The sequence below is a fragment of the Pseudomonas baetica genome (assembly GCF_002813455.1).
GTDB lineage: Bacteria > Pseudomonadota > Gammaproteobacteria > Pseudomonadales > Pseudomonadaceae > Aquipseudomonas > Aquipseudomonas baetica.
The window spans coordinates 5,345,168-5,370,922 of sequence record NZ_PHHE01000001.1; the positions used below are offsets into that span (position 1 = coordinate 5,345,168).

General features: G+C 58.4%; 23 protein-coding genes. 14 read left to right on the forward strand and 9 right to left on the reverse strand.

Features of this window, described 5'->3' with window-relative positions; genetic code table 11:
• The first annotated feature begins 57 nt into the window (after nucleotides 1-57).
• Nucleotides 58-1,299, forward strand: coding sequence for a glutamine synthetase family protein (locus ATI02_RS24710; protein WP_192886542.1), 1,242 nt, complete (start codon nucleotides 58-60; stop codon nucleotides 1,297-1,299).
• Between the two features lie 69 nt (nucleotides 1,300-1,368).
• Nucleotides 1,369-2,745 carry an MFS transporter gene (locus ATI02_RS24715; RefSeq protein WP_095191857.1) on the forward strand — a complete coding sequence of 459 codons (1,377 nt, stop codon included), beginning with the start codon at nucleotides 1,369-1,371 and terminating at the stop codon, nucleotides 2,743-2,745.
• 65 nt (nucleotides 2,746-2,810) lie between these two features.
• On the opposite strand, the gene ATI02_RS24720 is transcribed toward ATI02_RS24715, so the two are convergent.
• From ATI02_RS24720 to flgA, 4 genes are all read right to left on the reverse strand, one after another.
• Nucleotides 2,811-3,557 carry a flagellar brake protein gene (locus ATI02_RS24720; protein WP_095191856.1) on the reverse strand — a complete coding sequence of 249 codons (747 nt, stop codon included), beginning with the start codon at nucleotides 3,555-3,557 and terminating at the stop codon, nucleotides 2,811-2,813.
• Between the two features lie 88 nt (nucleotides 3,558-3,645).
• Nucleotides 3,646-4,113 (reverse strand): flagellar protein FlgN, encoded by a 468-nt coding sequence (locus ATI02_RS24725; protein WP_100847643.1) that lies wholly within the window; start codon nucleotides 4,111-4,113, stop codon nucleotides 3,646-3,648.
• Between the two features lie 48 nt (nucleotides 4,114-4,161).
• Nucleotides 4,162-4,488, reverse strand: a complete 327-nt coding sequence (flgM, locus tag ATI02_RS24730; RefSeq protein ID WP_077574151.1) for a flagellar biosynthesis anti-sigma factor FlgM — start codon at nucleotides 4,486-4,488, stop codon at nucleotides 4,162-4,164.
• A 161-nt stretch (nucleotides 4,489-4,649) separates the two neighbouring features.
• Nucleotides 4,650-5,411 (reverse strand): flagellar basal body P-ring formation chaperone FlgA, encoded by a 762-nt coding sequence (gene flgA / locus ATI02_RS24735; RefSeq protein ID WP_095191853.1) that lies wholly within the window; start codon nucleotides 5,409-5,411, stop codon nucleotides 4,650-4,652.
• An 82-nt stretch (nucleotides 5,412-5,493) separates the two neighbouring features.
• On the opposite strand from flgA, the gene ATI02_RS24740 reads away from it, so the two are divergent.
• The 6 genes from ATI02_RS24740 (at nucleotide 5,494) to flgE (ending at nucleotide 10,544) form a co-directional block, all read left to right on the forward strand.
• On the forward strand, nucleotides 5,494-6,426 hold the full coding sequence (locus tag ATI02_RS24740) for a chemotaxis protein CheV (protein ID WP_095191852.1): 933 nt from the start codon (nucleotides 5,494-5,496) through the stop codon (nucleotides 6,424-6,426).
• Nucleotides 6,427-6,472: 46 nt separating this feature from the next.
• Nucleotides 6,473-7,300: a protein-glutamate O-methyltransferase CheR gene (gene cheR / locus ATI02_RS24745; RefSeq protein ID WP_100847644.1), complete on the forward strand. Its 828-nt coding sequence runs from the start codon at nucleotides 6,473-6,475 to the stop codon at nucleotides 7,298-7,300.
• Between the two features lie 286 nt (nucleotides 7,301-7,586).
• Nucleotides 7,587-7,997 (forward strand): flagellar basal body rod protein FlgB, encoded by a 411-nt coding sequence (gene flgB / locus ATI02_RS24750; protein WP_095191850.1) that lies wholly within the window; start codon nucleotides 7,587-7,589, stop codon nucleotides 7,995-7,997.
• Nucleotides 7,998-8,000: 3 nt separating this feature from the next.
• A complete protein-coding gene (flgC, locus tag ATI02_RS24755) occupies nucleotides 8,001-8,444 on the forward strand; it encodes a flagellar basal body rod protein FlgC (RefSeq protein WP_003227217.1) in 444 nt (147 codons plus the stop codon).
• A 15-nt stretch (nucleotides 8,445-8,459) separates the two neighbouring features.
• Entirely contained in the window at nucleotides 8,460-9,188 is a 729-nt protein-coding gene (flgD, locus tag ATI02_RS24760; RefSeq protein WP_095191849.1) for a flagellar hook assembly protein FlgD, read from the forward strand.
• Between the two features lie 30 nt (nucleotides 9,189-9,218).
• On the forward strand, nucleotides 9,219-10,544 hold the full coding sequence (gene flgE / locus ATI02_RS24765; protein ID WP_095191848.1) for a flagellar hook protein FlgE: 1,326 nt from the start codon (nucleotides 9,219-9,221) through the stop codon (nucleotides 10,542-10,544).
• Between the two features lie 1,209 nt (nucleotides 10,545-11,753).
• Here the strand turns inward: flgE and ATI02_RS24770 are convergent.
• Entirely contained in the window at nucleotides 11,754-12,905 is a 1,152-nt protein-coding gene (locus tag ATI02_RS24770; RefSeq protein ID WP_244196561.1) for an ISL3 family transposase, read from the reverse strand.
• Between ATI02_RS24770 and ATI02_RS32835 the strand changes: the two genes are divergently transcribed.
• Nucleotides 12,828-13,049 (forward strand): hypothetical protein, encoded by a 222-nt coding sequence (locus ATI02_RS32835; protein WP_238156161.1) that lies wholly within the window; start codon nucleotides 12,828-12,830, stop codon nucleotides 13,047-13,049. The two genes, ATI02_RS24770 and ATI02_RS32835, sit on opposite strands and share 78 nt — an antisense overlap.
• An 87-nt stretch (nucleotides 13,050-13,136) precedes the next feature.
• Here ATI02_RS32835 and ATI02_RS24775 read toward each other — a convergent pair whose 3' ends face one another.
• Nucleotides 13,137-16,031, reverse strand: coding sequence for a ribonucleoside-diphosphate reductase subunit alpha (locus ATI02_RS24775; RefSeq protein ID WP_095191896.1), 2,895 nt, complete (start codon nucleotides 16,029-16,031; stop codon nucleotides 13,137-13,139).
• Between the two features lie 854 nt (nucleotides 16,032-16,885).
• Here ATI02_RS24775 and ATI02_RS24780 point away from each other — a divergent pair.
• Both ATI02_RS24780 and ATI02_RS24785 read left to right on the forward strand, forming a co-directional pair.
• Nucleotides 16,886-17,608, forward strand: a complete 723-nt coding sequence (locus ATI02_RS24780; protein WP_100847646.1) for a response regulator — start codon at nucleotides 16,886-16,888, stop codon at nucleotides 17,606-17,608.
• The gene (locus ATI02_RS24785) at nucleotides 17,605-19,215 is read left to right on the forward strand and encodes an ATP-binding protein (protein WP_100847647.1); all 1,611 of its coding nucleotides are present in this window, start codon (nucleotides 17,605-17,607) and stop codon (nucleotides 19,213-19,215) included. The genes ATI02_RS24780 and ATI02_RS24785 overlap by 4 nt, the downstream gene beginning before the upstream one ends.
• 117 nt (nucleotides 19,216-19,332) lie before the next feature.
• Here ATI02_RS24785 and ATI02_RS24790 read toward each other — a convergent pair whose 3' ends face one another.
• Together ATI02_RS24790 and ATI02_RS24795 are read right to left on the reverse strand one after the other, a co-directional pair.
• Complete coding sequence (locus tag ATI02_RS24790) at nucleotides 19,333-20,058, reverse strand: 4'-phosphopantetheinyl transferase family protein (RefSeq protein WP_100848496.1); 726 nt, start codon at nucleotides 20,056-20,058, stop codon at nucleotides 19,333-19,335.
• A 152-nt stretch (nucleotides 20,059-20,210) separates the two neighbouring features.
• A complete protein-coding gene (locus ATI02_RS24795; RefSeq protein ID WP_100847648.1) occupies nucleotides 20,211-21,002 on the reverse strand; it encodes a dienelactone hydrolase family protein in 792 nt (263 codons plus the stop codon).
• Between the two features lie 142 nt (nucleotides 21,003-21,144).
• Here ATI02_RS24795 and ATI02_RS24800 point away from each other — a divergent pair, with 142 nt between their 5' ends.
• The 3 genes from ATI02_RS24800 to ATI02_RS24810 all read left to right on the forward strand — a co-directional run bounded on the left by ATI02_RS24800 (nucleotide 21,145) and on the right by ATI02_RS24810 (nucleotide 23,921).
• Nucleotides 21,145-21,750, forward strand: a complete 606-nt coding sequence (locus ATI02_RS24800) for a hypothetical protein (RefSeq protein WP_100847649.1) — start codon at nucleotides 21,145-21,147, stop codon at nucleotides 21,748-21,750.
• Between the two features lie 150 nt (nucleotides 21,751-21,900).
• On the forward strand, nucleotides 21,901-22,578 hold the full coding sequence (locus ATI02_RS24805) for a response regulator (RefSeq protein ID WP_100847650.1): 678 nt from the start codon (nucleotides 21,901-21,903) through the stop codon (nucleotides 22,576-22,578).
• Entirely contained in the window at nucleotides 22,575-23,921 is a 1,347-nt protein-coding gene (locus ATI02_RS24810; RefSeq protein WP_100847651.1) for an ATP-binding protein, read from the forward strand. Before ATI02_RS24805 ends, ATI02_RS24810 begins: the two co-directional genes overlap by 4 nt.
• Nucleotides 23,922-24,057: 136 nt before the next feature.
• On the opposite strand, the gene ATI02_RS24815 is transcribed toward ATI02_RS24810, so the two are convergent.
• The gene (locus ATI02_RS24815; RefSeq protein WP_095191982.1) at nucleotides 24,058-25,305 is read right to left on the reverse strand and encodes an IS256 family transposase; all 1,248 of its coding nucleotides are present in this window, start codon (nucleotides 25,303-25,305) and stop codon (nucleotides 24,058-24,060) included.
• Between the last annotated feature and the right edge of the window lie 450 nt (nucleotides 25,306-25,755).

Below are 25,755 nucleotides of genomic sequence, written 5' to 3' on the forward strand. Positions count from 1 at the left end.
ATTGATGAGATTGAATGTGTCACGCCGGATTTGAATGGCGTACCGCGTGGCAAGGTAATGACCGCCGAAGGCTTCCTCGAAGGACGGCGTTTGCAGCTGGCACGGGGTGTGCTGCTGCAATGCATCATGGGCGGTTATCCACCAGCGCGTTTTTACGGCGGCGATGACGGTGACCTCGCGCTGATTGCCGACCCAGACCAGATTCATCCGTTGCCATGGAGTGACGAAGCCCGTGCCCTGGCGATTTGCGATGCCGACGAACTGACCGGCGAAAGCTCCAACCTGTCGACCCGTGGCCAACTGAAGAAAGTCATCGCCCGTTACGCGGCGCGCGGCCTGGCGCCGGTGGTGGCGACCGAGCTGGAATTCTTCGTCTTCGCCCCGAATACCGATCCGACGCAACCGTTCCGCCCGCCAGTCGGCATTGATGGGCGCCGCGAGGATGGCTTGTCAGCGTTCAGCGTCAGTTCCAACAACGGTCTGCGGCCGTTCTTCAGCGAAGTCTATAAATGCATGGCCGCCCTCGGTCTGCCGCGCGATACCTTCATGCATGAAATGGGCGTCAGTCAGTTCGAGATCAACCTGTTGCACGGTGATCCGCTGTTGCTGGCCGATCAGACATTCCTGTTCAAGCATCTGCTCAAAGAAGTCGCGCTCAAGCATGGCCTGACCGTGGTGTGCATGGCCAAACCGCTGGCGCATACGCCGGGCAGTTCGATGCACATTCACCAGAGTCTCGTCGACATCGCTACCGGCAAGAACGTCTTTAGCGATGCCAACGGCGAGCCGACTGCGATGTTCCGTCACTTCATCGGTGGGCAGCAGGCCGGCATGGCCGATTTCACGGCGTTGTTTGCACCGAATGTGAACTCCTATCAGCGCCTGTGCCATCCCTATGCTTCGCCGAACAATGCCTGTTGGTCGCACGATAACCGTTCCGCCGGGCTGCGCATTCCGGCCAGTGCGCCGGTCGCCCGTCGGGTCGAAAACCGTTTGCCGGGTGCCGATGCCAATCCGTATCTGGCGATCGCCGCCAGTCTGGCCGCCGGTTTGCATGGCATCGAGCATGAGCTTGAGCCGAGCGCAGCGATTCAGGGTGAGTTCGAAGTACCGGACAATCTTGCGCTGCCGTGTACCTTGCATGCCGCACTCGAGCGTCTGAAACGTAGCCAATTGGCGAGGGAACTGTTCGGACAGGAGTTCATCGAAGGCTACATCGCTTCGAAGACCATGGAGTTGACCAGCTTCTTTGATGAAATCACTCCCTGGGAACGACGTGTTCTAACAGCCCAGGCCTGACGTACCGCCGCCATCGGGCTATCGTTTTGGTAGCCCGATATTTACTGCAAGGAGCCGCTCGGAACGCCGATGCGCCAAATCTGGAAATCCTTTCGAGCCCTGTATTTCGCCTCGCTGATGATGTTGATCGGCTCAGGCCTTTTGTCTACTTATCTGGCGTTGCGCCTGGCTGCTGACGATGTCGACGGCCTGTGGGTCGGTGCGTTGATGGCGGCCAACTATTTCGGCCTGGTGCTGGGCGGCAAAATCGGCCACCGGTTGATCGCCCGGGTCGGGCATATCCGTGCTTATTCGGCGTGTGCCGGGATTGTCGGGGCGGCGGTGCTTGGCCATGGTCTGGTGGACTGGTTGCCGGCGTGGCTGGTGCTGCGGACGATCGTCGGTCTGGGCATGATGTGCCAGTACATGGTGATCGAGAGCTGGCTCAATGAGCAGGCCGACGCCAATCAGCGCGGTCTGGTGTTCAGCGGCTACATGATCGCGTCGTATCTGGGGCTGGTGTTGGGGCAACTGATTCTGGTCATGCATCCGGGGCTCGGTCTTGAACTGCTGATGCTGGTCGCCCTGTGCTTTGCGCTGTGTCTGGTACCGGTGACGCTGACACGGCGGATTCACCCGGCGCCATTGCATCCTGCGCCGATGGAACCCCGCTTCTTCATCAAACGCGTGCCGCAGTCCTTGAGTACGGTGCTCGGGGCGGGTTTGATCATTGGCTCGTTCTACGGTCTGGCGCCGTTGTATGCTTCGCAGCAAGGGCTGTCGACCGAACAGGTCGGTCTGTTCATGGGTAGCTGCATTTTTGCCGGACTGCTGGTGCAGTGGCCGTTGGGCTGGTTGTCGGACCGTTATGACCGCGCGCTGCTGATTCGTTGTTTTGCCGGGTTTCTGGCGGTGGCGGCATTGCCGCTGGCGATCCTGCCGCAGGTGCCGCTGGAGGTGCTGTTTGTGGTCGGCTTCCTCTGTTCGCTGGTGCAGTTCTGTCTGTATCCACTGGCGGTGGCGTTTTCCAACGACCACGTCGAAGGCGATCGCCGGGTATCGCTGACGGCGATGCTGCTGGTGACTTACGGGGTCGGTGCCAGTATCGGTCCGCTGGCAGCGGGTGTGTTGATGAAGTTCTTCGGTAGCCAGAGCCTGTACGCGTTCTTCAGTTTCTTTGCCCTGGTACTGGTGTGGCGGATACGCCCGAAAGCCGTGACCAACCTGCACCAGGTCGACGATGCGCCGTTGCATCACGTGGCGATGCCGGACAGCATGTCCAGCTCACCGCTGGTAGCAGCCCTCGACCCCCGTGTGGATGAGCAAGTGGTGCAGGAGCAGATGCAGAATACAGTCGCGCCGGAACCTGAGACCGAGACAGACAAAGAGCCTGAGCCTGAGCCAGTAGCAAGCCCGGACGACGACAGCGAAAAACCCACTCCGGACATCAGTGGCGCCAGGCCTTGAGAATCCGTCGAACATAAAAAAGGGCAGTCCCGCCAAGGACTGCCCTTTTTATTTGCGTGTTCGAATCACAGGTCGTCTTTGTCGAATCGCCGCGCTTCACGCTGCAATTGGTAAACGAAGCGCTCAACGTTGCGAGCCGCCTGACCACTGATGTTGTGGAAACGCAGGCCGGCAAAGGTGATGTTGAGTTTTTCTTCGAAGTGCAGATACCGAAGCTCAACGGAGACCGGCTGATTGCCGAACAGCGGCGGGGCGATCATGCGATCGTAGACCTGACCCAGTTGCAGGCGTTCGGTGATGTCACCTTCAAAGCGCAGCTTGCAACCGGTGGCGGAAATATCCAGCAGCTTGCCGTTGATCGGCGCCTTGAGCTTTTCGCCGCCCAGTTCGACGCTGACCAGGTCGGTGAGCTTCAATGCGGCGCGGAAGGCGTTGCGGCGCTGGTGGTAAACCACCTCGGTTGGCAGCTCGCCAGTGTAAAAGCGGTCGCCGTCGGACTCTTCGATGTTCAGCGTGCCGGTGCATTCCCAGGCAATGCGCACACCTTCGTGGAAACCTTCGACCTTGAACGGCTCGCCGGCGAGCAGGAAGCGCTCGCCGTCGCGCGGGATCATTTCGTCCAAGGCGATCGAAGCGCTGTCGCGGTCGACTTTGATCAGGTAGCTCTGAAAGCGCTGGCTGCGTTCATGAAACGTGATGATCAGTGGGTCGTGGCTTTCTTGCAGCTGGCGCAGATTGCTGGAGATTTCCAGTGGCGTGGTGAGCACCTTTGGGGGCTGCGGAGCATCATCCGCGCTTAGGGTGTTGGACACGGTTTATCACTCTCCAGACAAAATATGACGACTGGCCATCATTTTGCCAGCATGTTTCGCGAGTTGATAGGGCTGGCGCATCAACGGCTTATGCCTGGCTGAATGTACGCGGCTTGGCGGGCTTGGCAAAAGTGCCTCTGGCGTCATACAGCGCTGGCGGTTCGCCCCCGGTGAGGATTTTCAGCTGATTGGCCGTGGAGGCCTGCTGAATCTGGATCGACTGGCCATTTTTGGCGTTGGCAGCCTGGCATTGAGCGATGAGATCGGTCAGTGCGTCGCCTTGCGTCATCAACTGCTCGCCAATGCTCGACTGGCTGGCCAGTTGTTCGAGACCTTGACGATCCGTCGACAGACCGAGGCTGGCGAGGATTTCGCTGCGTTTGCGGCCATGCTGTTCAAGCAGAATGATCAACGCCTGTTTGCGCGCCAGAATTTCTTCCAGCAGTGGCATGTCACGACCGTGCAAAGCGATGGATTCGGTTTGCAACAACTCCAGCAATTGTTGAGCTGGAGCAAAGTCGTCGTTGATCAGTTGCAATAAATTAGTGTCGTGCATGGCTGGCCTTGGGTTTTAAGCGTCCAAAAGCCTGGCGCAGGCGAAGGCCTAGCGCTGGGCTTCGAAGTTGAGCAGTTTGCTGGCTACACGGTTGCTGTCGACTTTATAGCTGCCATCGGCAATCGCGGCTTTCAACTCGGCCACACGGGCTTTGTCGACGGCAGGCTGATCGCGCAGCTTGTCAGTGACCTTCTGCAACTGTTGAGCCTCATTGCTGAGGTGTACCGATTCCCCGCTTTTTGCGGTACTGGCCGGTTCGGCCTGGGTATTCAGCGGCGCGGAGGTACCGGTTTCAGCGGTTTCCTTGGCGTTGCTGGTACGTGTACTGCCCGTAAGTGACGAGGAGCTGTTCAAACGGCTGAAATCGATGACCATGATAAAAACCTCTGGGAATTTGGAAGCTTGCCATGTTTTCGGCCATCCCCTGGAAAACTTTAGGCACATTTTACCAATGAGCCTGCATGCGCCAGCGCGTGTCCTGCTGCGGCACAGTTTAGGGAAGCGACGGGGTCCGCGCCAGTTTTCTCACGAGGCTTTTACATGGCCACTTCCACTTGGCCTGGCGCGATGACCTGCGCCTTGATGACTCGATTGGAGTTGAGGTTTTTTACCCTGATCTGTTCTTTCAGACCACCATTGGCCAGCGCTTCGCCGGGCATGCGTACGGCGAGTGTGCCGCTGCGGGCGATGATGACCACTTGATCACCCTTGCGCACGACTTCCGCCTGTTCGAGATGGACCAGGGTAATGACCTGATCGGCGACCGTTGGTCGGGTTAATTTCTGCCCGATCGCTTCGTCTACCGAGGTCAGAAAACCTTGATTGATCACGCTGACATCGCGTTCGCGCAAGGTCACGTCTTGCGGCTCGATAATGCCGGCGCGTTTGAGGGGGCGGGTCGTGGTGACAATCTCGCGAAACAGGCGGACTTGAGCGGGTACGAACACTGTCCAGGGCGAGGCGCCCTCACAGCGAACCTTGACGGTTACCCGCCCCAACGGACGTGCCGGACTCTCCAAAGACGCTGTCAATTCCTTGTCGCACATGGGCATGCGCATGCGGGGGTCGAGCTGCTTGACCTCGATTTCGTAACGGCCTTGCGTTTGACTGGAAGCCAAATAGTCTTCTACGGTGAATTCAAGAAAGCCCTGAGTGACGCCGATAAGCATGTCAGGCAAGGTAACCGTATCAGCACCGGCAGGGCTGCCAGCGAAAAAGAGGCAAACGGCCAACATCGCGCAAACACGTTTGCGGGTGCGGGATGTCAGGTGTCGGAAAAATGTCGTTTGAGCGTTCATACGGGTTAAAAAGCAAGCGCCGTGCCGTTTAGCAATAAATGTGCGTCGCAACAACACTTGGCGTTGGTGTAGGAGTCTGGGCATGGCTGGTGTAATGGATTCGGTAAACCAGCGCACGCAACTGGTAGGGCAGAATCGCCTGGAGCTGTTGTTGTTCCGTCTCGACGGTCAGCAGCTCTACGGGATCAACGTGTTCAAGGTTCGGGAAGTGCTGCAATGCCCGTCGCTGACGTTGATGCCCAAATCCAGTCCTGTCGTGTGCGGGGTAGCAAATATTCGGGGGGCGACCATTCCGATCCTTGATCTGGCAATGGCGACCGGCTCCGGAGCGTTGAAAGACAAGAACAGTCCGTTCGTGATCATCACGGAGTACAACACCAAGACCCAGGGTTTCCTGGTTCGCTCGGTGGAGCGCATCGTCAACATGAACTGGGAAGAGATTCATCCACCACCCAAGGGCACGGGGCGCGATCATTACCTGACCGCTGTGACTCGGGTGGACAATCAGTTAGTCGAAATCATCGACGTCGAGAAAGTGCTGGCGGAAGTTGCACCGACGCCGGAAGCGATTTCGGTGGGTGTGGTCGATGTCGAGACTCAGACCAAGGCGTTGTCGCTGCGGGTGCTGACGGTCGATGACTCGTCGGTGGCGCGCAAGCAGGTCACGCGGTGCCTGCAGACGATCGGCGTCGAGGTAGTGGCGTTGAACGATGGCAAGCAGGCGCTGGATTATCTGCGCAAGCTGGTCGACGAGGGCAAGAAGCCGGAAGAAGAGTTCCTGATGATGATCTCCGACATCGAGATGCCGGAGATGGACGGGTACACACTGACGGCGGAGATTCGCGGTGATCCTCGCATGCAAAAGCTTCATATCATCCTGCATACTTCGTTGTCGGGGGTATTCAATCAGGCGATGGTCAAGAAAGTCGGTGCCGATGACTTCCTGGCCAAATTCCGCCCTGATGACCTGGCATCCCGGGTAGTCGACCGGATCAAAGCAGCAGATATCAGCTGAGAGCGTTTTGCTCTTGGCGGTCAACACGATTTAAGAGGCGGCATCATTGTCTACGGGTAATTTGGATTTCGAACAGTTCCGGGTCTTCCTGGAAAAAGCCTGTGGCATTTTGCTCGGTGAAAACAAGCAGTACCTGGTCTCGAGCCGTCTCAACAAACTGATGGAGCAGCAAGGCATCAAGTCTCTGGGTGAGCTGGTTCAGCGCATCCAGACCCAGCCGCGCAGCGGTTTGCGCGAGCAGGTGGTCGATGCCATGACGACCAACGAAACCCTGTGGTTTCGTGACACCTATCCGTTTGAAGTCTTGAAGAACAAGGTGCTGCCCGAAGCCATCAAGGCCAGTCCCAACCAGCGTCTGCGGATCTGGTCCGCAGCCTGCTCGTCGGGTCAGGAACCGTATTCGTTGTCGATGTCGATCGACGAGTTCGAGCGCAGCAATCTTGGCCAGTTGAAGATGGGGGTGCAGATTGTTGCCACGGACTTGTCCGGCCTCATGCTGACCAATTGCAAGACCGGCGAGTACGACAGCCTGGCGATCGGGCGCGGTCTGTCCCCCGATCGTTTGCAGCGCTATTTCGACCCGAAAGGGCCGGGCCGCTGGGTGATCAAGGCGCCGATCAAGAATCGGGTAGAATTTCGCTCGTTCAACTTGCTCGATAGCTATGCAGCGCTTGGCAAGTTCGACATCGTGTTTTGCCGCAACGTGTTGATCTACTTCTCTGCTGAAGTGAAGAAAGACATCCTGTTGCGCATTCACAGTACGTTGAAGCCGGGCGGCTATCTGTTCCTTGGCGCTTCCGAAGCGTTGAACGGCTTGCCGGATCATTACCAGATGGTTCAGTGCAGCCCGGGGATTATTTACCAGGCGAAGTGATTGCATCGGCGACACAAAAAACGGCAGGTCCGCAAAGGCCTGCCGTTTTTTTATGCCTGAAATATATCCACCACACACCTCAAATCCCATTGTGGGAGCGGTGGTGGTCGTGAGAGAGGCAGTCAAGCGGCAGAAAAGCGGCATCCGGCGGAAACCGGTTGCCGCTTTTCTGGCATTGCCGCCTTGCCGACTCCGCGCAAAGCCCCTGATTACGGGCACTTCTCACATTGGCACGCCGCTTGCTAAAGCTCAGTTACGAAAAACCGGTCACCCGAAGGTTCCCGACATGAGCATCAGCTTCGATAAAGCGCTCGGCATTCACGAAAAAGCCCTCGGCTTCCGCGCTCAGCGTGCCGAAGTCCTGGCCAACAACATCGCCAACGCCGACACCCCGAACTACAAGGCTCGGGATCTGGATTTCTCCAAAGTGCTTGAGGCGCAGACCGAGAAAACCAAGAGCGGCGGTACGTTCGCCCTGAACATGACCAACAGCCGTCACATCGAGGCTGAAGGTCTGGGCAATGGTGATGAGTCGCTGATGTATCGCACGCCGATGCAACCGTCGATCGACCAGAACACCGTGGACGCGCAGCTTGAGCAATCGAATTACGCGGAAAACGCGGTCGGTTTCCAGGCCAGCTTCACGCTGCTCAACAGCAAATTCAAAGGGCTGGTATCAGCCCTGCGCGGAGAGTAATCCATGTCCCTGTCCAGCGTTTTCAACATTGCCGGCAGCGGCATGAGCGCACAAACTACGCGTCTGAACACCGTGGCTTCGAACATCGCCAACGCCGAAACCGTCTCGTCGAGCATCGACCAGACCTATCGCGCCCGTCACCCGGTGTTCGCCACCATGTTCCAGGGCGGCCAGAACAGCGGCAGCAACTCGCTGTTCCAGAGCCAGGACGCCGCCGGTCAAGGCGTGCAGGTACTCGGCGTAGTCGAAGACCAGAGCAATCTCGAAGCGCGTTACGAGCCGAACCATCCGGCCGCTGACGCCAAAGGCTACGTCTACTACCCGAACGTCAACGTGGTGGAAGAAATGGCTGACATGATTTCCGCGAGCCGTTCGTTCCAGACCAACGCCGAAATGATGAACACCGCCAAAACCATGATGCAGAAGGTACTGACCCTGGGTCAGTAATAAGGGGCGACTGCCATGAGCGTTACCGATACCACCAGCGGCCTCAGCCTGAAAGACATCTTGGCGAACTCGTCGAGGAAGACGAGCAGCACCACCACGGATGGCATTGCAGCAGCGACCAATAGCACCACCGGCGGCAAAGCGCTGGGCAAGGATGCGTTTCTGCAACTGCTGGTTACCCAGCTGAAAAACCAGAACCCGCTCGACCCGCAGGACAACAGCGCCTTCGTTGCGCAGTTGGCGCAATTCAGCAGTCTGGAAGGCATTACCACGCTCAACACCACGGTCAGCTCGCTGGCTGGCAACTACAACTCCTCGCAGGCGTTGCAGGCGTCGTCGCTGGTGGGTCGCAACGTGATTGTGCAGACCAACACCGCCCAACTCGACGATCCGAGCAAAGGTCTGACCGGCACGGCGACGGTCCCATCGTCCATCGCCGGTGGCACGGTGACGATTACCGACAGCAGCGGCAAAACCGTACGCACCATTGATCTGGGGAGTCGCGCAGCCGGCGCTGCCAGCTTTACGTGGGACGGCAAGGACTCGTCGGGCACCGTGGTGCCGGTCGGCACTTACACCTTCAAGGCCAGTGCTGCGATCAACGGCACGGCGACGGATCTGGCGACCTACCTGCCGGCCACCGTCAACAGCGTGACCATGAGCCAGTCCGGTGGCGAGCTGATGCTCAACCTGGCCGGCAAGGGCTCCGTTGCCCTGTCCAAAGTACAAACCATTGGTATATAGAGCCGACTAACCGGCACAAAGGAGTGGAATATGTCTTTCAATATCGGCCTTAGCGGTCTCTATGCAGCCAACAAGCAACTGGACGTAACCGGCAACAACATCGCCAACGTCGCGACCGCCGGTTTCAAATCGTCCCGCGCAGAATTCGAAGATGTTTATTCGTCGACTCGCCTGGGCAGCGGCAGCAAGGTCATCGGTAACGGTGTGCGCCTGGCCAACGTTTCCCAGCAGTTCAACCAAGGTGACATCAACAACACCGGCAACGTGTTGGACATGGGCATCAACGGCTCCGGCTTCTTCACCATGAGCAACAACGGTTCGATTTCCTACACCCGTGCCGGTACGTTCAAGGTCGACAACGCTGGTTACATCACCAACACCAACTACACCTCGCGTCTGCAAGGTTACGGTGTGGATGCTAACGGCAAAATCATCAACGGCGTGTTGACTGACTTGAAGATCGACACTTCGAACCTGGCACCGAAGTCGACTTCGGCAGTGGGTTCGAGCATCAACCTGAACTCGTCGGCACCGGTGATCGTCGATACTGGCACCAACGCCGTCAAGTTCGATCCGAGCAAGCTTGAGACCTACACCAAGTCGTTCAGCACTCCGATCTATGACTCGCAGGGTAACAAGCACGACATGGATCAGTATGTTGTGAAGACTGGCGAAAACACATGGAAGGTTTACACCCTGGTGGATGGGCGCAATCCGGACGCAACCGGTAGTAACCCACTCACGACCCCTCCGGTTGCTTCGACGCTGACGTTCGACTCTGCTGGCAAGTTGACTCAGGTCAGCACGCCAAGCACGCCGACCCCGATCATCAGCAGCGACCTGAAGATGACTGGCTGGGTGCCCGGCACCGTGACCAACGGTGTCTTTACGCCTAACGGCGCGGCTGCCAATCCGAATGGCGTAACCATTTCGATGGCCAAGACCACTCAGTACAACGCTGACACCTCGCGTACGATTCCGACTCAGGATGGTTACGCCACTGGCCAGATCACTAACCTGACCATCGACGGCACTGGTACTTTGTTCGCCAACTTCAGCAACAACCAGAGCAAGGCCATCGGCCAGGTTGCACTGGCGAGTTTCACCAACGAACAAGGCCTGCAGGCTGTTGGTGGTACCGGTTGGAAAGAGACTTTCGCGTCGGGTATTCCGGGCTACGATGCGCCGAAGACCGGTACGTTGGGTGAGGTAGTGTCCAACTCGCTGGAAGAGTCCAACGTTAACCTGACCAACGAGCTGGTTGATCTGATCAAGGGTCAGAGCAACTATCAGGCGAACGCGAAGACTATTTCGACTCAGAGCACCATTATGCAGACCATCATTCAGATGACCTGATTCTGGGTTTTGGCTGTACAGGGAGCCCCTCTTTTTGAGGGGCTTTTTTGTGGGCGCTGTTCTTGGCGACCTTTGGGCCGACCATGCTCTGGTTGGTTGGGTGAATATCCGTTGCTGCGGTGAGGGCGGCTTAGGGTTCCGCCCTGACGGCGGGTCACTTTTGACAAACGCCTCAAAAGCAACCAAAAGGGCTTTACCCTGACGTACGGCCCTCGCTTAGGCTCGGGTTCCTTCGTTACGGAATTGATCCGGGCGCATCGCCTCCGGTTTGCTTCGCTGCACCTCCTCTCGATGTGTTTGGCTGCGCCAAACGGTCGCTGCGCTCCCACCCCCGGATCAATCCCTCCACTCAGCCTGCCGACGGGCTCCGAGATCAAGATCAAGATCAAGAGCGGTACTCGAGCTTGCGCTCATTGTGTTGAGTGGGGCGGCATGCGCCGCGTACGGGGTGTACTCATTTTCTTGTGGGAGCTGGCTTGCCAGCGATGGCGGCCTGCCAGCCGACCAGGCTCTGGCGGGTGTACTCGATCCCATTGTGGGAGCGAGCCTGCTCGCGAAGGCGGCCTGCCAGCCGACCAGTTTCTGGCGGGTGTACTCGATCCCATTGTGGGAGCGAGCCTGCTCGCGAAGGCGGCCTGCCAGCCGACCAGTTTCTGGCGGGTGTACTCGATCCCATTGTGGGAGCGAGCCTGCTCGCGAAGGCGGCCTGCCAGCCGACCAATATCTAACAGATGTAATCAACCCACCTGTAGGAGCTGCCGAAGGCTCGGGCCGCGATCGGACGATCTTTTGATCTGCTTTGGCTTTGGCTTTGGCTTTGGCTTTGGCTTTTGATCTTGCTCTTCAGGCCCATCGGCAGGCCGAGCGAAGGTGTTCATCCGGGGGGTAGGCGCGTAGCGCCGTGCGGCGAAGCCGCATTCATCGAGAGGAGGTGCAGCGAAGCAAACCGTAGGCGATGCCCCCGGATGGACACCGTAGCGAGGGAACACTGAGCCTAGGCGAAGTGCCGTACGTCAGGGTAAAGCCTTTTGGGTTACCTTTTCGGCGTTTGGAAAAGGTGACCCGCCGTAATGGCGGAACCCTAATCAGCCATCACCGCAGCAACGGATATGCCCCCAAACCCAAAAAAACAAAATCAAAAGATCAGCAATGGCGGCCTGTCAGCCAACCGACATCTATCTGGCTCAACATTGATGCAAAAAAGGTTCTTCACGGATTACCGGGAAAGACGCTCTTGATTTTCATGAAAAAGAATTCGCTATCCCGGTAACCGTACGCCATCCGTTTGATAACCTTTATTCGATTGTTTATGCCTTCCAACTGCCCCGTGTGCATCGGCCAGCGAACCCGGCTGACGATTCCCCGCCAGTAACCCTTTAGCCGTTTGGCGAACAGGATCAGAGCCGGTATCGCGCTTTCATCAGCGTGGCGCAGCCATTGCTTCCAGGCTGATCTCCAGCCCCAGGCGGTACTTGGCGTCCAGAGCGTTTTGAGTTCAGCGTTCATCAAGTAGACCGTCATCAACGCTTGGTTGGCCGCCAGCAAATCCTCCAAGCGGACCTGTTGCTCCGGTGTTTTCAGGTTCTGCGGGTTGCGCAGGAGCAGCCAACGCGCTTGCTTGATGACCTTTCGGGCCGGCTTGTCGTGACGCAGTCGATTGGCTTCGTCGACGCGAACCCGATCAATCACCTCTCGGCCATATTTGGCCACCACATGGAAAAGATCGTAGACCACTCGCGCTTTTGGGCAGTGCTGACGAACCTCCAGATCAAAAGCGGTGTTCATGTCCATTGCCACCGCTTCGATTCGGGCGCACCCCTCTGGCCCCAGCTCTTCGAAAAATGGCCTGACCGCCGCCCGGCTGCGGCCTTCGCCGATCCACAGCACCCGTCGCGTATCCGCATCCAGAACAACGCTGGCATAACGATGACCTTTGAACAATGCGAACTCGTCCATCACCAAACGTCGCGGTTGCGCCTTTGGCAAAACGCTCAATGCTGCTTGCAAGGCTCGACGCTCCAGCACCCGAACGGTCTCCCAATGCAGCCCAAACATCTGCGCTACGTGCAACGTGGGAAGGCGTTCACAGGCTTGAATGACCGCCTCTGCCAGACGCCGTGTCATACGGGCATAGCGATCCAGCCAACTGACGGCCTCCATGCGTTTGCCACAGTCGCGGCAACCAACGCGTCGGAGCAAAACGCTCAGGCGTACTGCGCGACCGAGAATGGGTAAATCACGAATGACTCGCTGGCAATACTCATGCGTGGTTGAACAGGGTTTTTGGCACCCACCACAGGAAGGGAATCGGGTGGCGTGGGGTGTAAGATCGATCTGGAGGGCATCACCATCAGGCTTGATCGTGACGACAGAAAAGCCCTCCCAAAAAGGAAGGAAAGTATTAATATCGCGCATAAGAACGCCGGTTTGTTAGATGTGTTTGCTCGCACGAACATCATCAAGCAAATCGGCGTTCTTGTTTCTGTGTTTCCCGGGATTCCGTGAAGAACCAAAAAAAAGCCCCCGACAAACCAGAGGTCTGTCAGGGGCTTTTTTCATTCAGGTGTCTTTCGGCACCTGAACGGGCTCAGCTTATTGGCAAGCTTCGCAATCCGGCTCGTCAATCGCGCAAGCCTTTGGCACTGGAGCAGGACCGGCAGGTGCTGCCAGAACCGAATCGTCGCCGTGGTTGCCGCCGCTGGAAACAGCGTTCAGCTTGCCGGTGTTGATGGTCGACTTCTCGGTGCTGGTCGCGGCCAGGGCACGGAGGTAGTAGGTGGTTTTCAGGCCACGGTACCAGGCCATGCGGTAGGTCACGTCGAGCTTCTTGCCCGAGGCGCCGGCGATGTACAGGTTCAGCGACTGGGCCTGGTCGATCCACTTCTGACGACGGCTGGCGGCGTCAACGATCCACTTGGTGTCCACTTCGAAGGCGGTCGCGTAGAGCTCTTTGAGTTCTTGCGGGATGCGCTCGATCTGCTGAACCGAACCGTCGTAGTACTTCAGGTCGTTGATCATGACCGAGTCCCACAGACCGCGAGCCTTGAGGTCGCGAACCAGGTACGGGTTGATCACGGTGAATTCGCCCGACAGGTTCGATTTCACATACAGGTTCTGGTAGGTCGGTTCGATCGACTGCGATACGCCAGTGATGTTGGCGATGGTCGCGGTCGGTGCGATGGCCATGATGTTGGAGTTACGAATGCCTTTCTGAACACGGGCGCGAACCGGTGCCCAGTCCAGGGTTTCGTTCAGGTCAACGTCGATGTACTTCTGGCCACGCTGTTCGATCAGGATCTGTTGCGAATCCAGCGGCAGGATGCCTTTGGACCACAGCGAACCGTTGAACGTCTCGTACGCGCCGCGCTCGTCGGCCAGGTCGCAGGACGCCTGGATCGCGAAGTAGCTGACCGCTTCCATCGACTTGTCGGCGAACTCGACGGCAGCGTCGGAACCGTAGGCGATGTGCTGCAGGTACAAAGCGTCCTGGAAGCCCATGATGCCCAGACCTACCGGACGGTGACGGAAGTTGGAGTTCTTCGCTTGCGGCACCGAGTAGTAGTTGATGTCGATCACGTTGTCGAGCATGCGCACGGCAGTGTTCACGGTGCGTTGCAGCTTGGCGGTGTCCAGCTTGCCGTCGACGATGTGGTTCGGCAGGTTGATCGAGCCCAGGTTGCAAACGGCGATCTCGTCCTTGTTGGTGTTCAAGGTGATCTCGGTGCACAGGTTCGAGCTGTGAACCACGCCGACGTGCTGCTGCGGGCTACGCAGGTTGCACGGGTCTTTGAACGTCAGCCATGGGTGGCCGGTTTCGAACAGCATGGACAGCATTTTGCGCCACAGGTCTTTGGCCTGGATGGTCTTGAACAGCTTGATCTTGCCCGGGTACTCGGACAGTGCTTCGTAGTACTCGTAACGCTCTTCGAAGGCTTTACCGGTCAGGTCGTGCAGGTCCGGTACTTCGGATGGCGAGAACAGGGTCCACTTGCCGTCATCGAAGACACGCTTCATGAACAGGTCAGGGATCCAGTTGGCAGTGTTCATGTCGTGGGTACGACGACGATCATCACCAGTATTCTTGCGCAGTTCGATGAACTCTTCGATGTCCATGTGCCAGGTTTCCAGGTAGGCACACACAGCGCCTTTGCGCTTGCCACCCTGGTTAACGGCAACGGCGGTATCGTTGACTACTTTGAGGAACGGAACCACGCCTTGCGACTTGCCGTTGGTGCCTTTGATGTACGAACCCAGAGCACGAACAGGCGTCCAGTCGTTGCCCAGGCCGCCGGCGAATTTCGACAACATGGCGTTGTCGTGGATCGCGTGGTAGATGCCCGACAGGTCATCCGGAACGGTGGTCAGGTAGCAGCTCGACAGCTGTGGACGCAGGGTGCCGGCGTTGAACAGGGTCGGCGTCGAAGCCATGTAGTCGAAGGACGACAACAGGTTGTAGAACTCGATCGCACGGTCTTCTTTCTGCTTCTCTTCGATCGCCAGGCCCATGGCCACGCGCATGAAGAAGATCTGCGGCAGTTCGAAACGCACGCCATCCTTGTGGATGAAGTAACGGTCGTACAGGGTTTGCAGGCCCAGGTAGGTGAACTGCTGATCGCGCTCGTGGTTGATCGCCTTGCCCAGTTTTTCCAGGTCGAAGGTGGCCAGCACAGGGTTCAGCAGTTCGAACTCGATACCTTTGGCGATGTAGGCCGGCAGGGCCTTGGCGTACAGGTCGGCCATTTCGTGATGGGTGGCGCTTTCGGCGACTTCAAGGAAGTTCAGGCCTTCGGCACGCAGGGTGTCCATCAGCAGGCGGGCGGTCACGAACGAGTAGTTCGGCTCACGCTCAACCAGGGTACGGGCGGTCATCACCAGGGCGGTGTTGACGTCGGTCAGGGCCACGCCGTCGTACAGGTTTTTCAGGGTTTCGCGCTGAATCAGGTCACCGTCTACTTCTTCCAGGCCTTCGCAGGCTTCGGTGACGATGGTGTTCAGGCGGCCCATGTCCAGCGGCGCGAAAGTGCCGTCGGCACGGGTGATGCGGATCGACGGATGCGCGTTGACCGCTTCTTCGGCCGGAGCGTGGGCAGCGCGTTCTTTCGAACGACCGTCACGGTAGATCACGTAGTCGCGAGCGACTTTCTGCTCGCCGGCACGCATCAGGGCCAGTTCGACCTGGTCCTGGATTTCTTCGATGTGGATAGTGCCGCCCGAAGGCATGCGACGTTTGAAGGTCGCGGTGACTTGTTCGGTCAGGCGGGCAACAGTGTCGTGGATTCGCGACGAGGCGGCAGCGGTGCCGCCCTCAACTGCGAGAAACGCTTTGGTGATAGCGACGGTGATCTTGTCATCGGTGTAAGGAACGACAGTGCCATTGCGCTTGATCACGCGCAGTTGACCAGGCGCGGTAGCTGCCAGATCCGAATTCGAATCAGCGGCCTGCGGCAAGGTGCCCTGCGGGTTCTCGCGAGTTGTGTCGGTTTGCATGGGGGATTTTCTCCACATTCTCTATGTTTGTTTGGGCACCATCATGGTGCTCACCGTTCTGTCCCGAAGCACTACAACCGACGAGCGTCGGCCTAACAACTTCGGAGCAGTAGGAAAAAGGCTACATCGCCGCATCCCTGCCGAAGTTTTGGTTACGAGCCTGCGCTCGAACCGGATTCCTTCCCGGGTGACAGTAATGACTGCAACACCCATACCGTTCTTTGCCTTTTGCAGCTAAAAAAACGGTGCCATCCGCAAGCGCGGTTTGGGCTTCGAAAAACTTGTTTCGTTCAACTGGAAACTTGCCATAAAGCGCTTGAGTTTCAGGTCTGAAATGTGGTTGGGCTTTTTAGTCGAAAACCCCATATGTAGGGTCTCTGTTTTCGCCGTGCTACAAGATAATGCGTTTCAGGGGGGGAATGCAACGGACAGCCTGTGGATAAACCTGTGCGTAAATTGTGTAAGAAAGCAGGAAAACGCGTGTAGGCCACGAACCCACTGAGCTAGACCGTTTGTCACTGTTTTTTCACCCGGAAAAACGCTTCAGCGGATTTTTAAGGGCGCGAACCCTATCACAAAAAACCGCCTTGTCCGAACGCATTTACCGACTTGTGTTCTGGCGGTACGCCGTTTATACAATCAGGCCATGTGAGCGCGATTTTATCCTCCAGAAACATGACAAAAACACGGGAGGATTGAAAACTGTGGGAGCGGGCTTGCTCGCGAATGCGGTATGTCAGATGACTAAGAGGTTGGCTAACACGACGCCTTCGCGAGCAAGCCCGCTCCCACAGGGAATTGTGTTGAGTCAGACGTTCCTTCTTATTAATAACAATAGAAAGCAGAGGTCACCGGTGGAGCAACAAGCCTTTCAGGTATTGATAGTCGAGGACGATCAGCGTCTGGCCGAACTCACTCGCGACTACCTGCAAGCCAATGGACTGCGCGTCGAAATCGAAGGCAACGGTGCGCTGGCGGCGGCGCGGATCATCAGCGAGCAACCGGATCTGGTCATTCTGGATCTGATGCTCCCCGGCGAAGACGGCTTGAGCATCTGCCGCAAGGTGCGTGACCGTTATGACGGGCCAATCCTGATGCTCACCGCGCGTACCGATGACGCAGACCAGATCCATGGCCTCGACCTCGGCGCCGATGATTACGTGTGTAAACCGGTGCGCCCGCGCCTGTTGCTGGCGCGAATCCAGGCGTTACTGCGACGCAGTGATACACCGGAGCCGAGCGCGGAGAAAAGCCGTCGCCTGCAATTCGGCCCGCTGGTGGTCGACAACGCCTTGCGCGAGGCGTGGCTGAGCGACAACGGCATCGAGCTGACCAGTGCCGAATTTGACTTGCTCTGGCTGCTGGTGTCCAACGCCGGGCGGATCCTGTCCCGTGAAGAGATCTTCACGGCGCTGCGCGGCATCGGCTACGACGGCCAGGACCGTTCGATCGATGTGCGCATCTCACGCATCCGCCCGAAAATCGGCGACGACCCCGATCACCCGCGACTGATCAAAACCATCCGCAGCAAAGGCTATTTATTTGTCCCTGAAGCCTGCGCAGACCTGGCGCTGTGAACTCGATCTTCCTGCGCATCTATGGCGGCATGTGTGCAGCGTTGATTCTGGTGGCGGTGCTCGGCGTCCTGGCGCTGAACCTGCTCAATCAGGTGCGCAGCGAGCAATACCGCGAGCGCCTGGCCCATGGCACGTTCTCGCTGATGGCCGACAACCTGCAACCGATGAATCAAACCGAGCGCCACCGGGCGCTGCTCGTGTGGGAGCGTTTGCTCGGGATACCGCTGGCGCTGAAGACGTTTGCCGAGACCGGCCTCGACCTGACCCAGCGCACCCGTGTGCTGCGCGGTTCGGCGTTGGTGGAACAGACCGGCCCGCACGCTGCAAAGGTCTATCGACTGGTCAGTGACAAAGAACAGCTAGTGCTGGTCGGAGAGGTACAGCAGATCAGCGAGCAACTGGCGCGGGCGACTATTTATCTGCTGGCCGATGAACTGGTGCGCGTGCCTGTGGCCGATCAGCCCAAGCGGTTGGCGCAGATAAAGGAAGAGAAGGGCTTCGGTTTCGATCTGCGTCTGGTCACAGTGAACGACGCCGACATGGACGAAGACCAGAGCCGTCGCGTGGCCGAGGGCGACACGGTGATGGCGCTGGGCAAGGGCGGTGATTCGATCCGGGTGTTTGCCGGCATGGTCGGCACGCCGTGGGTGCTGGAAATCGGCCCGCTGTATCAGATGAACCCGTATCCGCCGGAGTGGCTGGTGTTGATCGCCGCGCTGGGCCTGAGCCTGATCGGTCTCATCGTTTATTTGCTGGTGCGCCAACTGGAGCGCCGCTTGCGCGGTCTCGAAGCGGCGGCCACGCGCATCGCCAAGGGCAGCCTGGAAACCCGCGTGCCGGCGCGTGGTGCCGACTCGGTCGGGCGGCTGGCTTCGGCATTCAACGGCATGGCCGAGCACTTGCAGCAATTGCTGGCGATCCAGCGGGAACTGGTGCGCGCGGTGTCCCATGAGCTGCGCACGCCGGTGGCGCGCCTGCGTTTCGGTCTGGAGATGATCGGCTCGGCGACTACGCCGCAAGCGCTGGAGAGGTACCGTGAAGGCATGGATCACGACATCGAGGATCTCGATAAGCTGGTCGATGAAATGCTCACCTATGCACGACTGGAGCAAGGTTCGCCGGCGCTGACGTTCCAGCGCATCGACCTTGATGCGTTGGTCAATCAAGTGATCGAGGAGTTGGCGCCGTTGCGCGCCGAGGTCACGGTGCAGCGCGGCTTGTGCTTGTCGGCTGCCGATAATGACGACGCCTGGGTCGAGGCCGAGCCGCGCTATCTGCACCGGGCGTTGCAGAATCTGGTGAGCAACGCCACGCGCCATGCGCATTCGAAGGTCACGGTGAGTTATCAGGTCGGGCAGTTGCGCTGCCGGGTGGACGTCGAGGACGACGGGCCCGGTGTGCCGGAAGTAGCGTGGGAGCGGATTTTTACCCCGTTCCTGCGCCTGGATGATAGCCGCACCCGGGCCTCGGGCGGGCATGGGCTGGGGCTGTCGATTGTGCGGCGGATCATCCATTGGCATGACGGCCGGGCGATCATTGGCAAGAGCAAGAGTCTGGGTGGGGCCTGTTTCAGTTTGAGTTGGCCGAGGAATCAGGAGCGCCGCTGAACCCCGTAGTGGCTGGACGCTAGCTTTCGCGAGCAGGCTCGCTCCCACAGGTGAAATGCATGCCAAATGTGGGAGCGAGCCTGCTCGCGAAGAGGGCTGCACAGGCGCCGAAGATCTTCAGGCCTTGATGCTGACCAGACTCAACAACTGCCCATCCTGCACCCCGAACTGCGCATCCAGTTCAGTGCCGCTGCACCACTCACTCGACAGATCCGTCAACAGGCGCAAGCGCACATTACCGTCGTCAGCCCACTCCAGCACTTCGGCATGCTCGAAGTAAAAGCGCTTCTGCACGATCGGGTAGAGCGCCTTGAACAAACTCTCTTTCACCGAAAACGTCAGCGTCACCCACAACGCCATTTGGTCTCGCGATCCCGCCGCCATGCGCTGCATTTCTGTTGGCGTCAGGATTTCCCCGGCCAGGCGTTCAGCGCGTTCTGTGTTGAGCAGGTTTTCCAGGTCCATGCCCAAGCCTCGCCAATGCTGCTTGTTGGCGACAATCGCCGCCGCGCGGCCGGTGCTGTGGGTGATCGAACCGCAGATGTGCGTCGGCCACACCGGAGCGCGGTCCTCACCAATCTCAGGAACCAAACCGCTGCCTTCCAATTGGTGCAACGCTGCACGAGCGCAAATTCGCCCGGCGAGAAATTCCGCCTGCCGTTTGGCCACCGAGCGCTGAATGCTTGGTGGCGGCTCAATGGCGCTGCGCTGGAAGTCATCGCCGAGCAGTTGCGACGGGTCGAAATGAGTGCTGAGCAGCACGGTGTCGGGCAACACCATGGGCAACGGCCAGTGGGCATCGAGCGGGGTGCAGCAGGCGGGGAAGGCGGGGGTGAGATTCATGGCGGACATTTTGCCGGTTAGTCGAGACAAGGTCGAGATCAGCGGTGCGGCTTTCGCGAGCAGGCTCGCTCCCACACTGGATCAATGTCGCACAGAAGATCCTATGTGGGAGCGAGCCTGCTCGCGAAGGCCGCGCCGCGGTTTCTACAGACTCAACCAAATATCTTCTGGAAGAACGCTTTCATATCCGCCCAGGATTTTTCATCTGCAGCCTTGTTGTAGCCGATATCCGGGCCACCGTGCTCGCCATGGCTCAGACGATCGGCATCCGGATTGGTGAAGCCATGCTTGGCGCCATCCAGGCTGACGAACTTATAGTCTGCACCGGCCTTGTCCATTTCCGACTTGAACGCGGTGACGTTGTCCGGTGTGACCATGCTGTCCAGCGCGCCATGCTCCACCAGAATCTTTGCCTTCACACTGCCAGGTGTCGCCGGTGTCTTGGTCGCCAGTGCGCCGTGGAAACTCACGACCCCTGCCAATGGCTCACCCTGTCGCGCGGCATTCAGCACTACGGCACCGCCGAAGCAGTAACCGATGGCCGCGAGTTTATTCACGTCGGTCTGCGGCTGTTTCTTCAGCAGATTCAGCCCGGCCTCGAAACGCTTGCTGGATGCGGCGGCGTCCTGGGTCGCCGCCTGCATGAACGCCATTGCATCTTTCGGGTGCTCGGTGTTCTTGCCTTCGCCGTACATATCAATCGCCAGTGCGCTGTAGCCGAGTTCGGCCAGATCCCGCGCGCGGCGCTTGGCGTAATCGTTCAGGCCCCACCACTCATGCACCACGACAACGCCCGGGCGTTTGCCTTTGATCGCGTCATCGTAGGCGTAGTAGCCAATCAACTTCGTGCCGTCGGCGCTCTGGTAGGGGATTTCTTCGGTCTTGATCGCCGCTTGGGTGAGGCTGCTGACAGCCAGCAAGGTGAGGGCGAGGAACAGGCGCATGGTCGGTCTCCATATCGAAAAGTGGTCAGCACAGCCTAGTCGATTTGGTTCAGGTCAGGTTCAGAGAGCGTTCAGGGGCGGTACAGGGGCGGGTCAGTAACCTTGCGCCATACCCAAACAGCACTGTGCAAGAGGAAATACCATGACTCGTTTAAACAAACTGCTGCTGGCAATGACCGTTATGAGCGCCAGTATCGCCGCCCAGGCCGACACCACTTCGAACTTCGCCGGCCTGACCTTCGGCCAGACCAGCGACAAAATCGACAAGTCCCATGCGCTGAACAACAACCTCGATCACCCTAACGCCACCGGCGCGATCGACGGCAACAACACTTACGGCGTACGCCTTGGTCAGCAAAACTCGCAAGGTCGCTACTACGCCACCTACGACAACGTGTCCGGTTCGCACAATGGCATTAAACTGCGCCAGGAAAACCTGCTGGGCAGCTACGATCTGTTCTACCCGGTGGGCAGCACCACCAAATTGTTCGGCGGTGCAACGGCGGGTTTGACCAAGTTGACCCAGGAGTCGCCAGGCTATAGCCGCGACAGTGACATCGGTTACGCCGTCGGCGGCCAGTTCGGTGTGATGCAGCAAGTTTCGCAAAACACTTCGGTGGAACTCGGTTACCGTTACCTGCGCAGCAATGCCAGCACCGAGATGAGCGAACGCGGTGGCAGCAAGCAAGGCTCGCTGGACCTGACAAGTAGCGCGCAGACTTACCTGTCGGCCAACTACTTTTTCTAAAGTGTTGCCGCCAGGCTAAATGTGGGAGCGAGCCTGCTCGCGAAGGCGATGTGTCAGTCGACATCTTTATTGACTGATCCACCGATTTCGCGAGCAGGCTCGCACCCACAGGTGTGTTTTTGGAGATTTTGATTCGCCCGGGAGAGCGTCATGAAACTATTGGTCGTCGAAGATGAAGCGCTGTTGCGCCATCACCTGCAAACCCGTCTGAGGGAAAGTGGTCACGTGGTCGAATCCGTGGCCAATGCCGAAGAGGCGTTATACCAGACCGGACAGTTCAACTTTGACCTGGCAGTGATCGACCTCGGTCTGCCGGGCATGGGTGGTCTCGACCTGATCCGCCAGTTGCGCTCGGGCGGCAAGACCTTCCCGATCCTGATCCTCACCGCGCGCGGCAACTGGCAGGACAAGGTCGAAGGCCTGGCTGCGGGTGCCGACGACTACGTGGTCAAGCCGTTCCAGTTCGAAGAGCTCGACGCGCGCCTGAATGCCTTGCTGCGCCGCTCCAGCGGCTTCACCCAGTCGACCATCGTCGCCGGCCCGCTGTTGCTTGATCTCAATCGCAAGCAAGCGAGCCTCGACGAGCAACCGCTGGCGCTGACTGCGTACGAGTACCGCATCCTCGAATACCTGATGCGCCATCACCAGCAAGTGGTGCCCAAGGATCGTTTGATGGAGCAACTCTATCCGGACGACGACGAGCGCGATCCGAACGTGATCGAAGTGCTGGTCGGCCGCTTGCGCCGCAAACTCGAAGGCCCGGCCGGGTTCAAACCGATCGACACCGTGCGCGGCCTCGGCTACCTGTTCAATGAGCGCTGCACTTGATTCGTTCTCTTCGCGTCCGGTTGATGCTCGCCGCCACCACGTTGGCGGTGTTGTTCATGCTCGCCTTGCTTCCGGCGATGCAAGGCGCGTTCAGCCTGGCGCTACAGGATTCGATTGAGCAGCGCCTGGCCTCGGACGTCACCACGCTGATCTCTGCCGCGCGCATTGAAAACGGCAAACTGGTCATGCCCTCGCAGTTGCCGGATGAGCGTTTCAACCTCACCGACTTCCGTCTGCTGGGTTACATCTACGACCGCGAAGGGCATCTGGTGTGGCGTTCGAAAGCCACTCAGGAAGAGCAGATCAACTACAAACCGCGTTACGACGGCCTCGGTAACGAGTTCGCGCGAATTCGCGAGGCCAACGGACAGGAATTCTTCGTTTACGACGTTGAGGTGAAACTGCTTGGAGGCAAAAGCGCGGCGTTCAGCATCGTCGCCCTGCAACCGGTGCGCGAGTACGAAAGCACGCTGGAAGGTCTGCGCGAGAATCTCTATCTGGGCTTCGGCGCCGCTTTGTTGGTGCTGCTGGCGCTGTTGTGGATTGGCCTGACGTGGGGGTTGAAAGCCTTGCGCCAACTCAGTCAGGAGCTGGATGAAATCGAGGGTGGCACGCGTGAAAGTCTTACTGAGCAACATCCGCGTGAACTGTTGCGTCTGACGGGGTCGTTGAACCGTTTGCTGCTCAGTGAGCGTCAGCAGCGCAGTCGTTATCGCGATTCTCTGGATGATTTGGCCCACAGTCTGAAAACGCCGTTGGCGGTGTTGCAGGGTGTCAGTGAGGACATGGCGCAGCGGCCCAAGGATGTTGATCAGGCGTGGGTGCTGCAAAGTCAGATCGAGCGTATGAGTCAGCAGATCAGCTATCAGTTGCAGCGGGCGAGTTTGCGTAAAAGCGGGCTGGTGCGGCATCAGGTGCGGTTGCAACCGGTGCTGAAAAGTCTCTGCGATACGCTGGACAAGGTCTATCGCGACAAGCGTGTGCAGGTGGCGTTTGATTTGCCCGAGCACTGTTATGTGCCGATCGAGCAGGGCGCGTTGCTGGAGATGATGGGGAACTTGCTGGAGAACGCTTATCGGCTGTGCCTTGGCGAGGTGCGGATCAGCGTGCGTGAGAGTCTGGCCGGGGTTGAGTTGTGTGTTGAGGATGATGGACCGGGGGTGCCGCCGGATCAGCGGGCGCGGATTCTTGAGCGTGGGGAGCGTTTGGATCGCCAGCATCCGGGGCAGGGGATCGGGTTGGCTGTGGTGAAGGACATTATTGAGAGTTATAACGCGAAGTTGATGTTGGGGGATTCGCCGATGGGGGGGGCTGCTTTCAGGATTCATTTTCCTGCTGTGTGATTTGGTTTTGGGTGTGTATCCGTTGCTGCGGGTGTTGATGATTAGGGTTCCGCCCTGACGGCGGGTCACTTTTGACGAGAGTGTCAGATTTTTTGTGTGCGGGCCGGTAATGGCCTGCCGTCAGGCAGGCCGGGTTTTACCAGGTCGGCCTGATAAATCGATCTCCGTACAGAATCGCAAATTGGTTCATCGCACTCTTCCAGTCATGAGCCGCCGAGCCCCAGTTTGCCGTGATGTTACGCAGCCCAAGCCAGATCAGCTTGGTCGCTGCGTCATCCGTCGGGAAGTGGCCCCGGGTCTTGATGATCTTGCGTAGCTGAGCGTTGATGCTTTCGATAGCGTTGGTCGTATAGATCACTTTTCGAATGGCAGGCGGGAAGACAAAAAATGGAATCACTCGATCCCAGGCTCGTCTCCAGGCCGCCACCACCGTTGGGTATTGCTTACCCCAAGGGCCATTTTCAAAGGCATCCAGTGCTTCCTCAGCCGCTTCTGCGTTGATGGCTTGATAGATCGGTTTTAGCGCCTTGGCCAGCTCACGGCGCTTGTCCCACGCCGCGTAATCGAGGCTGTTGCGGATCAAGTGGACGATGCATGTTTGCAGCGTTGTTGCCGGAAATACTGCGCTTAGCGCCTCTGGCATGCCTTTGAGACCGTCAGTCACGGCGATCAGCACGTCCTCTACGCCGCGGGTCTTGAGGTCGTTGAAGACCTTCATCCAGAACTTCGCACCCTCGGTGTTTTCGATCCAGATACCAAGAATATCGCGCGTTCCATCGGGTAAAACACCCAGCGCCAAGTAAATCGCCTTGTTGCGGACAAGGCCTTCTTCTCGGATCTTGACCCGCAGCGCATCGAAGAAAATGACTGGGTACATCGGCTCAAGCGGTCGCTGTTGCCACGCACCAATTTCCTCCATCACCTCGTGCGTGACTGAGCTGATGAAGTCATGGGAAACGTCCGTCCCGTATTGCTCAGAGAGGAAAGCGCGGATTTCTCGAACGGTCATGCCTCGGGCATACATGGCGATGATCTTGTCATCAAAACCGGTGTAACGCCGCTCATGCTTGGGGATCAGAATGGGGGCAAAACTGCCATCCCGATCACGGGGAATCTCCAGCCGCAGCGGGCCATCCCCCGTCAAAATCGTCTTGCCCGTTTTGCCATTGCGCTGGTTGGTTTCATCCTCTGGGCGCTGCGCGCCCGGCGGATACCCCAGGTGGTGACCGAGCTCGGCACTCAATGCTCGCTCAATCAAGGCCTTCTTGAAGGCCGCAGAAGCGTCTTCAATAGCCTCTGCGGTAATCAGCCCCTCACCGAACTCTTCGAGCAGCTCCTTGGGGATTTTTGGTAGGTCACGCAGGGGTTTCTTTTTGGTTGGCATACATGCACCTCTTACTCATGTTATGCCCGAACACAAAATTTCTGACACCCCCCTTTTGACAAACGCCTCAAAAGTAACCAAAAAGGCTTTGCCCTGACGTACGGCCCTCGCTTAGGCTCGGGTTCCTTCGTTACGGAATTGATCCGGGCGCATCGCCTCCGGTTTGCTTCGCTGCACCTCCTCTCGATGTGTTTGGCTGCGCCAAACGGTCGCTGCGCTCCCACCCCCGGATCAATCCCTCCACTCAGCCTGCCGACGGGCGCTCTAAGATCAAAAGCGGTACTCGAGCTTGCGCTCATTGTGTTGAGTGGGGCGGACTTCGCCGCGTGCGGGTTGTACTTGTCTCCTCTGTAGGAGCTGCCGCAGGCTGCGATCTTTTGATCTGGCTTTCGCTGTTTTGTGGGAGCTGGCTTGCCAGCGATGGCGGCCTGACAGCCGACCAGGCTCTGG